This is a genomic window from Pseudomonas synxantha (genome assembly GCF_900105675.1).
GTDB lineage: Bacteria > Pseudomonadota > Gammaproteobacteria > Pseudomonadales > Pseudomonadaceae > Aquipseudomonas > Aquipseudomonas synxantha.
The window spans coordinates 2,773,031-2,787,405 of sequence record NZ_LT629786.1; the positions used below are offsets into that span (position 1 = coordinate 2,773,031).

At 61.7% G+C, this 14,375-nt stretch carries 16 protein-coding genes; 7 read left to right on the forward strand and 9 right to left on the reverse strand.

Features of this window, described 5'->3' with window-relative positions:
* Positions 1-95 precede the first annotated feature (95 nt).
* The 3 genes from BLU48_RS12905 to BLU48_RS12915 all read left to right on the forward strand — a co-directional run bounded on the left by BLU48_RS12905 (position 96) and on the right by BLU48_RS12915 (position 3,287).
* The gene (locus tag BLU48_RS12905) at positions 96-983 is read left to right on the forward strand and encodes a VOC family protein (RefSeq protein ID WP_057022646.1); all 888 of its coding nucleotides are present in this window, start codon (positions 96-98) and stop codon (positions 981-983) included.
* Positions 980-2,371 (forward strand): alginate export family protein, encoded by a 1,392-nt coding sequence (locus tag BLU48_RS12910; RefSeq protein ID WP_057022647.1) that lies wholly within the window; start codon positions 980-982, stop codon positions 2,369-2,371. Before BLU48_RS12905 ends, BLU48_RS12910 begins: the two co-directional genes overlap by 4 nt.
* A 97-nt stretch (positions 2,372-2,468) precedes the next feature.
* On the forward strand, positions 2,469-3,287 hold the full coding sequence (locus BLU48_RS12915; protein WP_057022648.1) for an alpha/beta fold hydrolase: 819 nt from the start codon (positions 2,469-2,471) through the stop codon (positions 3,285-3,287).
* Positions 3,288-3,341: 54 nt separating this feature from the next.
* Here BLU48_RS12915 and BLU48_RS12920 read toward each other — a convergent pair whose 3' ends face one another.
* Positions 3,342-3,728: a DoxX family protein gene (locus BLU48_RS12920; protein WP_057022649.1), complete on the reverse strand. Its 387-nt coding sequence runs from the start codon at positions 3,726-3,728 to the stop codon at positions 3,342-3,344.
* A gap of 80 nt (positions 3,729-3,808) precedes the next feature.
* Positions 3,809-4,684, reverse strand: coding sequence for a LysR family transcriptional regulator (locus tag BLU48_RS12925; RefSeq protein WP_057022650.1), 876 nt, complete (start codon positions 4,682-4,684; stop codon positions 3,809-3,811).
* A gap of 111 nt (positions 4,685-4,795) precedes the next feature.
* Between BLU48_RS12925 and BLU48_RS12930 the strand changes: the two genes are divergently transcribed.
* Both BLU48_RS12930 and BLU48_RS12935 read left to right on the forward strand, forming a co-directional pair.
* On the forward strand, positions 4,796-6,028 hold the full coding sequence (locus BLU48_RS12930; protein WP_057022651.1) for a YbfB/YjiJ family MFS transporter: 1,233 nt from the start codon (positions 4,796-4,798) through the stop codon (positions 6,026-6,028).
* Entirely contained in the window at positions 6,025-7,023 is a 999-nt protein-coding gene (locus tag BLU48_RS12935; RefSeq protein ID WP_057022652.1) for an NAD(P)H-quinone oxidoreductase, read from the forward strand. The genes BLU48_RS12930 and BLU48_RS12935 overlap by 4 nt, the downstream gene beginning before the upstream one ends.
* Before the next feature lie 4 nt (positions 7,024-7,027).
* Here BLU48_RS12935 and BLU48_RS12940 read toward each other — a convergent pair whose 3' ends face one another.
* The 5 genes from BLU48_RS12940 to BLU48_RS12960 form a co-directional block, all read right to left on the reverse strand.
* Positions 7,028-7,321, reverse strand: a complete 294-nt coding sequence (locus BLU48_RS12940; RefSeq protein WP_057022653.1) for a type II toxin-antitoxin system RelE/ParE family toxin — start codon at positions 7,319-7,321, stop codon at positions 7,028-7,030.
* Positions 7,309-7,581 carry a CopG family ribbon-helix-helix protein gene (locus tag BLU48_RS12945; RefSeq protein WP_057022654.1) on the reverse strand — a complete coding sequence of 91 codons (273 nt, stop codon included), beginning with the start codon at positions 7,579-7,581 and terminating at the stop codon, positions 7,309-7,311. The genes BLU48_RS12940 and BLU48_RS12945 overlap by 13 nt, the downstream gene beginning before the upstream one ends.
* A 103-nt stretch (positions 7,582-7,684) precedes the next feature.
* Entirely contained in the window at positions 7,685-8,812 is a 1,128-nt protein-coding gene (locus BLU48_RS12950) for an alkene reductase (RefSeq protein ID WP_057022655.1), read from the reverse strand.
* A gap of 78 nt (positions 8,813-8,890) precedes the next feature.
* Positions 8,891-9,568, reverse strand: coding sequence for a type 1 glutamine amidotransferase domain-containing protein (locus BLU48_RS12955; protein WP_057022656.1), 678 nt, complete (start codon positions 9,566-9,568; stop codon positions 8,891-8,893).
* Positions 9,565-10,194 carry a TetR/AcrR family transcriptional regulator gene (locus tag BLU48_RS12960; RefSeq protein WP_057022657.1) on the reverse strand — a complete coding sequence of 210 codons (630 nt, stop codon included), beginning with the start codon at positions 10,192-10,194 and terminating at the stop codon, positions 9,565-9,567. Before BLU48_RS12960 ends, BLU48_RS12955 begins: the two co-directional genes overlap by 4 nt.
* A 172-nt stretch (positions 10,195-10,366) precedes the next feature.
* Between BLU48_RS12960 and BLU48_RS12965 the strand changes: the two genes are divergently transcribed.
* Positions 10,367-11,305, forward strand: coding sequence for a GlxA family transcriptional regulator (locus tag BLU48_RS12965; protein ID WP_057022658.1), 939 nt, complete (start codon positions 10,367-10,369; stop codon positions 11,303-11,305).
* A 539-nt stretch (positions 11,306-11,844) separates the two neighbouring features.
* Here BLU48_RS12965 and BLU48_RS12975 read toward each other — a convergent pair.
* Complete coding sequence (locus tag BLU48_RS12975) at positions 11,845-12,483, reverse strand: GNAT family N-acetyltransferase (protein WP_057022659.1); 639 nt, start codon at positions 12,481-12,483, stop codon at positions 11,845-11,847.
* A 48-nt stretch (positions 12,484-12,531) separates the two neighbouring features.
* Here BLU48_RS12975 and BLU48_RS12980 point away from each other — a divergent pair, with 48 nt between their 5' ends.
* Positions 12,532-13,404: an undecaprenyl-diphosphate phosphatase gene (locus BLU48_RS12980; RefSeq protein WP_057022660.1), complete on the forward strand. Its 873-nt coding sequence runs from the start codon at positions 12,532-12,534 to the stop codon at positions 13,402-13,404.
* Here the strand turns inward: BLU48_RS12980 and BLU48_RS12985 are convergent.
* A complete protein-coding gene (locus BLU48_RS12985) occupies positions 13,401-14,363 on the reverse strand; it encodes a Dyp-type peroxidase (RefSeq protein WP_057022661.1) in 963 nt (320 codons plus the stop codon). The genes BLU48_RS12980 and BLU48_RS12985 overlap by 4 nt on opposite strands.
* Positions 14,364-14,375: the final 12 nt, after the last annotated feature.

Consider the following 14,375-nt stretch of genomic DNA (forward strand, 5'->3'; position numbering starts at 1 on the left):
GACGCTGAACCGTTCAACCAAGCACGCCCATACAATCGGCACCACTGCCTGAGCCCCTAAGCTTTTGACTTTCTTGACAGCGCAGGAGACTAGGCATGAGTAGGCAAGTGAGAGCGGCATCCCTGGCAGTGACGTTGCTGGCTGGGGCCATGATGGGCAGCGCCTGGGCGGCTACGCCGATGGTCGCCGTAGCGCCGCAATATGACACCAGCCATGTGTATGTGGCACCGGCGGAGGTGGAGCGTTTTGCCCAGAGCTTCCTGGCCACGTTCGGCGGCAAGAGTACGCCCCAGGTAGTGGTCAATGTACTGCCAGTGCCAAGCAGCACCACCTCGCAACTGTTGCAGACCCCGGCCGGTACGGTGTCGCTGTTCGGTTTCACCACGCCCATCCCCCATCCGTTTGGCCAGGAACGCAATGGCTACCTGGTCAAGGACATGGACGTAGCGCTCAAGGCCGCACGTGAAAACGGTGCCGCGGTGATCGTCAGCGACTTTCCCGACCCCATCGGTCGTGATGCCGTGGTGCAGTGGCCAGGCGGCGTGAACATGCAACTCTACTGGCACACCAAGACTCCGGATTACGCCGCCTTCCAGACGGTGCCGGAAAACCGCGTATACCTCAGCGCAGACCGCTTTATCAAGGCCTTCGTCGGTTTCTCCCATGGCAAAGTCATTGCCGATGACAAGCAGGCGCCCGGGGTCGACGTCGGCCAGGCCGGCGGTATGTACCGACGCGTCGACATCGAGTCGCCATTTGGGCGCATGGCGGTGCTGGTCACCAACGGCCAACTGCCCTACCCCTTCGGCCATGAAACCACCGGTTACCAGGTGGCCGACTTGACCGCCACGCTGGCCAAGGCCACCGGCTCAGGGGCCAAAGTGCTGGTGCCGAGCTTCGACAGCAAACGCCGTCGCAGCGCGTTGGTGGAATTCCCCGGCGGCTACGTCGCGGAAATCCACCAGCTCACTGCGGCAAAATGATTCGCCGTACAGGCTGGGGCCTGGCCGTGCTGTGGCCGCTGCTTGCCGGCAGCGCCCACGCCGACGCGCAACCGACCCGTCCGGCGATCAAGGCCAATCGTTGGCAGGAGGACTGGTCCGTGCTCAAGGATCCGGCACTGCGCACGCAACCATTGGACAAACTCAAGTACATCCCGCTGTCCGCCGCCAACCCGTTCACCTATCTGTCTTTGGGTGCGACGTTGCGCGAACGCTTCGAGATGAACGACGCCAGCGGGTTCGGCGTGCGCGATGTGCAGCGTGACCGCTACCTGATCCAGCGTTTCCAGGTGCATGCCGACTTGCACCTGGACGAGCATTGGCGGCTGTTCACCCAGCTGGAGGATGTGCGGGCTTATGACAAGACCACGATCGGCGGTGCCGACCAGAACCGTGTCGACCTGCGCCTGGCCTTTGCCGAGTACGTAAACACTTTCAGCGCCGGCACGTTCAAGGCACGGGCTGGCCGCCAGGATTTTGCCTTCGACTTGCAGCGCTTTATCTCGTCACGGGACGGCCCGAATGTGCGGCAGTCCTTCGATGCGTTGTGGGCCGATTGGGAAACGCCGCAATGGCGTTTTATCGGGATTGCCAGCCAACCGGTGCAGTACCAGGATGGCCGGCATTTCGATGACAAATCCAACCGTGATGCGCGCTTTCACCTGCTGCGGGTCGAGCGGCTGGTGGGCGGCAGCAATGAGCTGTCAGCCTATTACGGCGTCTACGAACGCAGGGCCGCGCACTACCTGGACGCCGACGGCGACGAGACCCGCCAGCTGCTCGACACACGCCTGGGCGGCGCGGCCCAAGGCTTCGACTGGGATATCGAAGCCATGCTGCAAAGGGGCTCGGTGGGCAGCAAGACCATCCGCGCCTGGGCGGGCGGCAGCCGCACTGGCTACACCTTCGACACACTGGCATGGAAACCGCGGATCGGCCTGCAACTGGATATCGCCTCCGGTGACCGCAAGGGCGGTGACGGTCGCGTCGGCACCTTCAACCCGCTGTTCCCCAATGGCTACTATTTTTCCCTGGCCGGTTATACGGGCTACAGCAACCTGATCCACGTCAAGCCGTCGATCACCGTCAAGCCCATCGCCAAGCTCAGCGTGCAAACCGCCATCGGCCTGCTCTGGCGGCAGACCACCGCGGACGCGGTCTACACCCAGCCCAACCTGGCCGTCGCCGGCACCGCTGGCCAGGGTGAACGCTGGACTGGCGCCTACGGTCAACTACGCACCGACTACGCTTTTACGTCCAACCTCAGTGGCGCAGTCGAAGCTGTGCACTATGCCGTCGGCCAGACCCTGCGCGATGCCGGCGGGCACGACAGCAACTACCTGGGCATGGAGCTCAAGTTCAGTTGGTAAGCCCAGGCAAGCACACCCGTACAAGCCTGTGGTTGGGTTTACGGCAATAGTAACGCGGATTTTTCACTGCTCTTATCACTCAAGCAAGGAGATTCAGATGAGCACATTCGTTGCCAAAGACGGTACCCAGATCTACTTCAAGGACTGGGGCAGCGGCAAGCCCGTGCTGTTCAGCCACGGCTGGCCGCTGGATGCCGACATGTGGGAATACCAGATGGAATACCTGAGCAGCCGCGGCTTTCGCACCATTGCGTTCGACCGCCGTGGTTTCGGCCGCTCGGACCAGCCCTGGACCGGTAATGACTACGACACCTTCGCCGACGATATCGCCCAGTTGATCGAACACCTGGACCTGCAGGACGTGACCCTGGTGGGCTTTTCCATGGGTGGCGGTGACGTGGCGCGTTATATCGCCCGCCATGGCAGCGCCCGTGTCGCCGGCCTGGTGCTGTTGGGGGCGGTGACGCCGATCTTTGGTCAGAAACCTGATTATCCCCAGGGCGTCCCCGCTGACGTATTCGATGGCATCCAGGCGGGCCTGTTGAAAGATCGCGCGCAATTCATCAGCGATTTCAACACCCCGTTCTTCGGCCTCAACAAAGGCCAGGAAGTCTCGGAGGGCGTGCTCACCCAAACCCTGCAGATCGCCCTGCAAGCCTCGCTGAAATCCACCGTGGACTGCGTCACCGCATTCTCACAAACCGACTTCCGTCCCGACATGGCCAAGATCAACGTGCCGACCCTGGTGATCCACGGCGATGGCGACCAGATCGTACCGTTCGAGACCACCGGCAAGGTCGCGGCCGAGATGATCCAGGGCGCGCAATTGAAGGTCTACAAGGATGCACCCCACGGGTTTGCCGCAACCCACACCCAACAGCTCAATGAAGACCTGCTGGCGTTCCTGAACCGCTGAACCGCTTGAAACCTCCTCTCCTTGTTTGGCCGGGCTCGCCCGGCCTTTTTTTGCTCAGGCAAAACGCTGAGCCACTACCAGCCGGCCCGGCCCGGCAATGAGGATGCTGGTAAAGATGATCAACAGCAGCCAGCCGAACTGTCCCTCGAACAGCGTCCACTCCGGGTGCACCACCAGCAAGGCGATGACCAGCACCGCCAGGATCGGCAGGCAGGCCAGGCGCACCAGCACACCCGCGATGATCAGTAGCGGGCACAGCACCTCGGCGAAAATCGCCAGCAACAAGGTGACCTGGGCCCCAAGATGAAACGGGTCTTCGATCAGCTTCAACTGTTCGCCGTAGTTGAGCAATTTGGGCAACCCATGTACCCACAGCAGGAACAGCGCCCCGCTGGCCCGCAGGAACAACAGCCCGATATCCTGATTTCTTGTTTCGTTCATAGACCACCTGTGTCCGTCGACAATGACTGACCGCAGTGTCCCCACAGTCGCACCCATGCGCTTGCAGGCTTGTGCTGACCTCAGACCATCGCAGCCGCGAATCCCGCGACGATTTCATCGATCACCACTCGCACCCGCGCGGTATGGCGCAGGTCGGCGTGGGTGACCAGCCACACGTCATAGGGCAACGGCCGCGTGCGTTGCGGCCACAGGCGTACCAGGCCGTCCCGTAGGCCGGTGCAAACCGGAATCTCGCCGAGGCCGATCCCGGCGGCGATGGAGCGGCGCACCAACAGGCTCGAACTCAAGGAAGCGACGATGCGCCCGCGGCCCAGGGGCTCGGACACCAGAGCCATGTCTTTCTGGCTTTGCAGGTAGGGTTGATACACCACCAGGTCGTGGCCTTCGAACAGGCTGCCGGGTGCCGGCATGCCGTGACGGTCGATATAGGACTGTGCAGCAAACAACCCCACCGGCCAGCGGGCAATACGGCGGGCGATCAGATCGGGATTGTCCGGGCGGATGTTGCGCACGGCGATGTCGGTTTCACGCTTGGCCAGGCTGAGGAACTGGGTCGACGCATCCAGTTGCACGCGCACATCCGGGTGTTGCTGGTGTAGCCGGGCGATGGCCGGAATCAGGAAATCGACGGCCAGGGAGTCGGTGGTGCTGACGCGCACAGTGCCGGTGAGGCGATCATCCAGGCCTTGGATCTGGCGCTGGAGATCCAGGGCCGAGTGCTCCATTTTTTCTACCGAAAGCAAGGCGGCCTCGCCTACCGCAGTCAAGGCGTAGCCTTCGGGAGTACGCAGGAACAGCGTCGCGCCCAGGGATTTTTCCAGGGCATTGATCCGCCGCCCGACGGTGGCCTGGTCAACCCCCAGCACCCGCGCCGCGCCCCTTGAGGTGCTTTCGCGGCAAACCGCCAGGAACACCCGCGCATCATCCCAGTTCATCACTTCCCCTTAGATGCATATATGCATCGGTGCGACTTAAATTCGCTGCATTATTGCATCGACGATCACCGATATGCTGGGCACCGCAGAAAAACTTTCAGGAACGCCCTTATGCTCCCAATATCTGTGTCATCTCGCCATGCGGCCTGGCTGTCGATTTTCGCCGGGCTGTGCGCCAGCCTGGTCAGCATCGGCCTGGCACGATTCGCCTATACGCCGTTGATTCCAGCCTTGATCGAAGCCCACTGGTTTAGCGCCAATGACGTGGTGTATCTGGGTGCCGCCAACTTGGTGGGTTACCTGGTCGGCGCATTGATCGGGCGGCCCATCGCCCACCGGACCAGCAACAAGACCGCTCTGCGCATGATGATGGTGACAGTGACGCTGGCGTTTTTTGCCTGCGGCTTTCCATTGTCAGTCACTTGGTTCTTCGGCTGGCGCCTGCTGTCGGGCATCGCCGGGGGGGCAATCATGGTTCTGGTGGCGGCGACCGTGCTGCCTCATGTTCCGGCCTCGCGCCGTGGCCTGGCCAGCGGCGCGATTTTCCTCGGCATCGGCCTGGGCATTGCCGGCTCTGGCACGCTTGTGCCGCCGTTGCTCAGCCTGGGTTTGCAGCAGACCTGGTTCGGTCTGGGCCTGCTGGCCCTGGTGCTCACCGCCGTGAGCTGGTTCGGCTGGCCGTCGGGCACCGTGCATGCAGAGGCGCCGCAACCGGGCCGGGCGCCGGTGACGCCGCCGGCAGTGTACGTGCTGTTTGCGCAATACGCGTTCATGGCCGCCGGGCTGGTCCCGGCCATGGTATTCCTGGTGGATTACGTGGCACGCGGCCTGGGGGCCGGGTCGCATGTCGGCGCGATGATTTGGGTGATGTACGGCGTGGGCGCGATTATCGGGCCGGTCACCTACGGTTTCCTCGCCGACAAGCTCGGCGCCCGCATGAGTATCCGCCTGGTGCTGGTGATACAGGCAATTACCCTCGGCCTGCTGACCGTCTCCAGTTCCTTTACCGGCCTCGCATTGCTGGCGCTGGTCCTCGGCTCCTTCCCGCCGGGGATCGTGCCGCTGGCGCTGGCACGGGTCCATGAACTGGTACCTCAGCATCATTTGCAACAGATCGCCTGGAGCCGGGCAACAGTGTCCTTCGCCACCTTCCAGGCACTCGCGGGTTTTGCTTATTCGGCACTGTTCAACAGCAATGGCGGCCAACATGTGATGTTATTCATGATCGCGGCCGGGGCCATTGTGGTTGCACTGCTGCTGGAAGTGGGCATGATCCTGCTGAACCGCCGACCGTTCGCCACGGTCCCAACTCATACGCTCATCGCTACAGGAACTCTTCCATGACGCTCCCCCAAGAAATGACCCTGATCGAAATCACCACCCCGGGTGGCCCCGAAGTCTTGCAGCCACGTCGAGCAGATGTGCCGGTGGCCGGACCTGGCGAGATACTGATTCGCGTGCACGCCGCCGGGGTCAACCGCCCCGATGCCTTGCAACGCGCCGGCAAATACCCGATGAAACCGGGCATGAATCCGATTCCAGGGCTGGAAGTGGCCGGTGAGGTGGTGGCACTGGGTACTGGTGTGACCGAATACCGCCTGGGCGACAAAGTCTGCGCCCTGACCAATGGCGGCGGCTATGCACAGTTTTGCGCGGTGCCGGCCAGCCAGGCGCTGCCGATCCCGGCGGGCATGGACTGGATCCAGGCCGCTGCCGTGCCGGAAACCTTTTTCACGGTCTGGGCCAATCTGTTTGGCCTGGGCGGTGCGCACAAAGGCCAGCGCGCCTTGATCCACGGCGGCACCAGCGGCATCGGCACCACCGCGCTGATGCTTTGCCAGGAGTTCGGTATCCAGGCGTTTGCCACCGCCGGCAGCGCTGACAAATGCGCAGCGATTGCCAAGCTGGGCGCCGAGCCGATCAACTACCGCGAACAGGCGTTTGCCGAGGTCATCGCCCAACAGACCGATGGCAAAGGCGTGAATGTTATCCTCGACATCATGGGTGCCTCATACCTGAACGACAACCTCAAGTCCCTGGGCATGGACGGCCACCTGGTGATGCTCGGCTTCCTCGGCGGCGGCAAGGCCCATGATGTCGACCTGCTGACCATCATGGCCAAACGCGCAGTGATCACCGGCTCGCTGCTGCGTGCCCGCACCCGCGACGAAAAGGCCGCGATTGCCGAGCAACTGCGCGAATATGTATGGCCGGTATTGAGCGCTGGACGCTGCCTGCCGATCATCGACAAGGTCTACGAATACACCGACGCCGCCCAGGCCCATGCACGGATGGAAGGTGGGGATCATATTGGCAAGATTGTGTTGCGGGTTGAGTGAGACCTTAGTAGCCCGCTTCTCGCTGATGCCGGAAGGCCAATACCAATACCGCCGATTCTGAAGGGATGACGCGGTATAACGCCACATAACCGGCATCCCCGAAAGCGATTACCAGCTCTCGCAACTCGGGCAACTCGTCATAGGGTCGGCCTATATTGGGATCGGATTCCAGACGGAGCAGCTGGCTATTGATTGTCTGGGCGGCCCTGCGTGCGACCTGCGGATCTTTTTCCGTCAAGAGCTGCCGGCAGCGTTCTAAGCCTGCCAGCGCCGTTGCAGTAATGATCAATCGTGGCACTTGGGTGGCTCCGACGCTTGCTCAGTCCCCCAAGTGTCAAGCCAGGCTCGAGCCTCGGAGCCGGTCACATGCAAGCCCGTTTCCAGGTAGTTCTTCCAAGACGACAACGCTTCCTGCTTGAAGCTCTCGCGTGCCTCTTCTCGCTCCACATACTGTGAGAGAGCCTCACGCATAATCCAATGAGCGGTACGCTGCCGCGCACCGGCTAGCAACTGAATGCGATGCTTCAAGTCATCATCGATTTTGATAGACGTTGCCATAGTGCAAACCCTCCGTATTCCAAGGTATTACCTTTCAATACGTTAGCAAGCGCGACTTTCAGTGTCTATTTTGGCGGCCGGCACCTGACGAAATGCATAGGCCTTATGACTGAATGAAAAATGGATAATCCACATACCCCGCCTGCGTCCCGCCATACAAACCCTCTGCCTTCAACGCATTCAACGGCCAGCCATTGAAGATCCGCTGGGGCAAGTCTGGGTTGGCAATGAACGGCCGCCCGAACGCGATCAGGTCCGCCAGCCCGGCCTCGACCAATCGAGCACCGCGCTCGGCGGTGTAGCGGCCGGCGTAGATGATCCTGCCGCTGAAGGTACTACGCACCGCCTGGCGAAAGGTTTCGGGCAGGTCGGGGGCGTTTTCCCAATCGGCTTCGGCGATGGACACATAGGCGATGCCTGACGCTTCCAGCACCTTGATCGCTTCGATATAGGTGTGGTGCGGGTCTTCCTCTACCAGGCCGATGTAGACACGGTCCTGGTCGGTGCCGCTGAACAACGGTGAAAAGCGCACGCCCAGGCGCTCAGGCCCGACCACCTTGCACACGGCCTCAACAATCTCGCGCAACAAACGCAGGCGATTGTCCAGCGAACCGCCGTATTCATCTTCACGAATGTTGGAATGGGCCGAGATGAACTGGTTGACCAGGTAGCCGTTGGCCGCGTGGATTTCCACGCCATCGAACCCGGCATCCAGGGCATTGCGTGCGGCCTGGGCGTAGTGCCCAACCAACTCTTCGATCTCCAGCGTCGTGAGCGCCCGGGGCACAGGCGGTTGCACCAGCTCTCCGACACCCGGGCCGGTTTCGATAAAGGCCTTGGCTTGCAACGCCGACAACGCAGAGGGCGCTACCGGGGCCGCACCATCGGGCTGCAAGGCGTTATGGGACACCCGCCCTACATGCCACAACTGCGCAAAGATCACCCCGCCCTCGGCGTGCACCGCCGTCGTGACCTTGCGCCAGCCATCGATCTGCGCCGGGCTGTAGATGCCCGGCGTCCAGGCGTAACCCTGGCCACGGGGCTCGATCTGCGTGCCCTCGCTGACCATGAAGCCGGCACTGGCGCGCTGGCGGTAATACTCGGCCATCAGGTCGGTGGCGATATCCCCCGGTTGGGCGCTGCGCTGGCGTGTCAGGGGCGGCAGCACGATGCGATTGTTCAAGCGGTGATGCCCCAGTTTTATCGGGGTGTTCAAGATGCAGTCAGGCATGGGTTATTCCAAATTCAGGGCGAACGAAAACAGTGGCGACTCCTGGGAGTCGCCAAATGCACATAGCGGTTGGTTGACTTAAGCGATGAGGGTCAGCAGGGCCTTGGCCACCTCGCTGGAGCTACCAGGGTTCTGCCCGGTCACCAGCAAGCCATCGACGATCACGAAGGATTGCCAGTCGGTACCCTTCTCATACTTGCCGCCCAACTTCTTGAATTCATCTTCAATCAGGAACGGCACCACATCGGTCAACTCCACCGCTGCTTCTTCCGAGTTGGAGAACCCGGTTACGCGGCGACCCTTGACCAACGGCTCACCATTGACCGCCTTGACGTGACGCAAGGCACCCGGGGCATGGCAGACAAAGCCGATGGGCTTGCCGGCCCGTTCGAACGACTCGATCAGCGCGATGGACACCGACGACTCCGCCAAATCCCATAACGGGCCGTGGCCACCTGGGTAGAACACCGTATCGAAGTCATTGGCGTTGACCGTCTCCAGCTTGACCGTGTTGGCCAGCGCCTGTTGCGCCGCAGAGTCGGCGGCGAAGCGACGGGTTTGCTCGGTCTGGAAGTCCGGCAGGTCGCTGACCGGGTCCAGAGGCGGCTGGCCGCCGGCCGGGGAAGCCAGCACCACCTCGGCGCCGGCGTCCTTGAAGGCATAGTAGGGTGCGGCAAATTCTTCGAGCCAGAAGCCGGTCTTGCGCCCGGTATCGCCAAGCTGGTCGTGAGAGGTCAGTACCATTAATACGTTCATTTTCCAGTGCCTCGATCAAAGTGAATAACAGGGTTTTCAGAGCCACCCAACAACTGTCGGGTCAGCAACAGCGCCTCGGCGAACGGCGCAGTGGTACGGGTAATCTTGGCCATGACGCTAGTTCCCAACCACAGCGCATACAGGCGTTGGGCGAGGCTTTCGGGGGCTTGCTCGAACGTGAGCGAGCCGTCTTCCACGCCGCGTTGCAGGGATACGGCAAGCAATTCGATGGTGCGTGCAGTACCGCGTAGCAGGGCCAACCGCATCGGCTCTGACAGGTCTGATACTTCGGCCCCGAGCTTGACCGCCAGGCATTTGCCTGCATCCGTGCAGCCCGTGTGGTTGTCGATCCAGCATTGCCAATAGCGCATCAGCTTGGCGTGGTGGGATAACCCCGGCTGATCGAACAGAGCCTGCATGCCTTGGACGTAATGGTCGAAATAGGTATCGAGCAACACCACACCGAACGCATCCTTGGAATCGAAGTAGTGATAAAACGAGCCCTTGGGCACTTCGGCAGCCTGCAGGATTTCGTTCAAGCCCACTGCGGAAAATCCCTTGGCACCGACAATCGATTGCCCACGTTCAAGGATCGCCTGCCGTGCACTTTTGCTTGGGTGGTTCATGCTTGACCTCATCCGATTAGACCAGTCGTCTAGTTCGTTGGGGCCATGTTAGGCAGCGAGGCAACGGCTCACAATGTCATATCCGCAAGGATTCCGGACATGGGCCAAAGTCGGTTGCCGTTTACCTGGCACACGCCGACAATGCCTCTCCCCTGCCCCGTGGAGAGATGCAATGCACAGCGTTGCGCTGATGGTTTACCCGAATTTCCAATCCTTGAGCCTCAGCCTGGGCTCGGTGTTCGAGTGCGCCAACCTGCTGCGCGGTGAGCCGGCCTACGAGTTTCACCTGGTGTCGGAAAGCGGCGGCGCGGTGATGACCTCCCAGGGCTTTTCGGTGAACACCACGGCGATCCGGCCAGAGGGCTACGACACCCTGATCGTCAGCGGTTACCTGGAGTTTCGCCTGCCGGAGGCCAACCTGCTGGAGCTGGTCAAGGCGGCGTCGGCTCAATCGCGGCGCGTGGCCTCATTGTGCATGGGCATTTTTGTGCTGGCCGAGGCTGGTTTGCTGGAAGGCAAGCGCACTACCACCCACTGGATCCACGCGCCGGCGTTTCGCAAGCGCTACCCGGATATCCGCCTGGAAGACGACAAGTTGTTCGTGGTGGACGGCCAGGTGTGGACCGGCGCCGGCATGAGCGCCGGGGTCGACCTGGCGTTGGCCATGGTGGAGAACGACCTGGGCAGCGACCTCGCCCGGCGCATCGCACGCAAGCTGGTGATCGCCCAGCGCCGCGGCAGCGAGCAATCGCAACTGTCGGCCTTGCTGGAACTGGACCCCAAGTCCGATCGCGTGCAACTGGCCCTGGCCTATGCCCGTGAAAACCTCACCCACGATTTATCGGTAGAAGCCCTGGCCGACGTCGCCCGGCTCAGCCCGCGCCAGTTCAGCCGGGTGTTTCGCGAAGAAACCGGGCAGACCCCGGCCAAAGCCATCGAGGCCCTGCGGGTGGAAGCGGCGCGGGCGATGATGGAAACCAGTCGTCACCCCGTGGAAGTGGTGGCCCGCGAAACCGGCTTTGGTGATCGCGAGCGCATGCGCCAGGCGTTTCTCAGGGCCTTCGGGCAACCGCCCCAGGCGATGCAGCAGGTGCTGTTCAATCCAGCCTAGGCCCGTGTGGGAGTGGGCTTGCCCCGATCAGCATAAGTATCTACACAACTTAAGTAACCACGATGCGAAGCGAGCCGCTCTTGATCTTGATCTGCTTTTGATCTCAGGCGCCCCGTCAAACCACGCTGGCCGGAATTCGACAGGGATTTGGGGGGTAAACCGGCAGGGATGCCGGTTTAGCCGCCCCGCGCCATGGATGGCGCGTGGCGGCGGCCACCCAAATCTCTGTCGAATTACGGGCACACCGAGCCTAAGCGAGGTGCCGAGTGGTGGGGCGAGGACCTTTTGCTTACTTTTGGCTGGGCCGGCATTCCGGTCCTTCCAAAAGTGAGCCGCTGTAAGAGCGGAACCCTAAGTGGCCGTTACCTAAATAATGGATATGTACTCGGTCTGATCCAACATCCTGGTCGGCTGTCAGGCCGCCATCGGGGGCAAGCCCCCTCCCACATTTGGACCGCAAGCATCAGTTAGATCGTCGTCAGGTAACCATCTCAGGCAAGTCGAATCGTCGCACCGCCCCACATTCGAATCACGGGGCATCAGTGCAATGACGCCCGAGTAATCAGGTAGCTCACCAACTGCGGCTCATCCTCCAGTTCAATCATCTGTACCGGGCGCGGCAGGTTATCCAGCACGGTGCGCCAGAACGCCTGGGACACTTCGTCCTGATCATAGAATCGCACCAGCCAATTGGCCTCTGCGCTGCACAGCACCTGGCTGGCAATGGCGCGGCCGATGCCTTTGCGGCGGTAGCGCTTGAGGATAAACAGGTCGGCCAGTTCCAAGGCGTCGATGCCCGGCAGTTCGCTGCCTTCGATCAACAGGAAACCGGCGATATAGCCATCGACCAGCAACAGGTTGGCGCTCCACTGTGGGTCGTGCCAGTAGCGGGCCAGGTGCTCGTCATGGATATAGAAACGGCCATCGGCCTCGACATCTTCCTGTTCCCAGTCCGAAGATTCGTAGGCGTAGTACTGGTAGAGATTGCGGATCAGCTCGGCGTCTTCGGGGCCGGTCTGGATCAATTCGACGGTGGTTTCAGGCATGGGGCTCTCGGTGAAAAAACGCAGGGCGCCATTGTTCACAAAAGTGCCGGTCACGCCAATGGATTGTCGAATCCTTTCTATTGGCTGAACCGATTGCAGATAGCGCTTGCCCGGGGCAATTTCCTGAAACATTTAGAATAAACTTCGCCGGTTTCCACCTTTCGCTCAAGGACACGTATTGTGACCAACGTCTGTACCGCCGGCCTGGATGTGGGCTTTGCCTCCCTGGATTACCTGCAGATCTTCATCCTGGGGGTAATCCAGGGCATTACCGAATTGCTGCCGGTATCGTCCACGGCGCATATGCGCGTGGTGCCCGCCCTGCTCGGCTGGCAAGACCCGGGCTCGGCATTTTCCGCAGCCATGCAGTTGGCGGCACTGGCGGCGGTGGTCAGTTACTTCTGGCGGGATGTGCGCCAGGTCACCACCGGCAGCATCAGTGCGGTACGCCGGGGCGACTACAACGACCCGTGGTTCAAGCTGGCGGTGGCGATCGTGCTGGCGACACTCCCGATCGGCATTGCCGGCCTGGCCTTGTCTTCGACTCTGAATACCTGCAACTCGCCATTGCGCGGGCTGATGGTGATCGGCATTGCCTGTGTGGTGATGGCGATATTGCTGGCCCTGGCCGAAGTGCGTGCCCGCCACACCCGCGACGTCGGCCAGATGCGCCTGCGCGATGCGCTGATCGTGGGGGTGGCGCAGATCGGCGCGCTGATTCCCGGGGTGTCGCGTTCGGGCTCCACGCTGACCGCAGCGCTGTTCCTGAATTTCAAACGCGAAGAAGCGGCGCGGTTTTCCTTCCTGCTGGGTCTGCCGGCCATCGCCCTGGCCGGGTTGAAAGAACTGTGGGTGCTGCTGCACGCCGACATGCCCGCCCACGCCTGGCCGCATTTGATCTTCGGCCTGGTGGTGGCGAGCATCTCGGCGTTCTTCGCGATCTGGGGCCTGATGAAGTTCCTGGAGCGCTTCTCCACCTGGCCGTTCGTGATCTACCGTGCGCTGCTGGGAGTCTTCCTGATTGTGGCGGTCAGCACCGGGTTGTTGAGTTAAGCCGTCGGTTCGCGGTCGGCCAGTTCTTCGAGCAGGTCGGCCGAGGGCACGAAGAACAAGCCACCGGTCACTGCCGTACTGAAGTCGAGCAAGCGGTCATAGTTGCCGACCGGGCGGCCGACGAACATGTTTTCCAGCATCTGCTCCAGCGGCTGCGGCGAGCGCGCGTAGCCGATGAAGTAGGTGCCGAACTCGCCGGCGCCAGGACGGCCGAAGGGCATGTTATCGCGCAGGATCTTCACTTCCTCACCGTTCTCGTCCGTGATGACGGTCAAGGCGCTGTGGGAGTTGCTCGGCTTGGCTTCTTCGTCCAGTTCGATATCCGCCAGCTTGGTGCGCCCGATCACCTTCTCCTGGGCTTCTACCGTCAAGCTATTCCAGGCGTTCATGTTGTGCAGGTATTTCTGCACCAGCACGTAGCTGCCACCCTCGAATTGTGGGTCTTCGTCACCGACCAGGGTAAATCTTTCGGCCTTGCGCCCTACCGGGTTTTCGGTGCCGTCGACAAAACCGATGATGCTGCGCATATCGAAATAACGGAAACCCTGGACCTCATCCACCACCTTGACGCTCTCGCCCAAGGCCGCCATCAGTTGGGTCGCCAGCTCGAAACACAGGTCCATCTGCTCGGCACGGATATGCAGCAGTATATCGCCGGGCGTCGACACCGCCTTGCGCCCTTCTACACCGAATTCGCGGAACGGATGCAGCGAAGCCGGGCGCGGGGCGCCGAACAGCCGGTCCCACGCATCCGAGCCAAAGCCGCAGACGCAGGTCAGGTTGCCCGACGGCACGCGCTTGCCCACAGAACGCACAAGACCCGCGATGTCGGCACACCAGCCACGCACGTGTTCAACCGCATCAGGGGCCAGGGTAGCGACCATGAAAATCGCGCTGCTGGTGATCGGGTGGCACACGGACTGCGGTTCGAGAGGCGGCTGAACAGGGCAGGTTTTCATCAGGCAGATCCA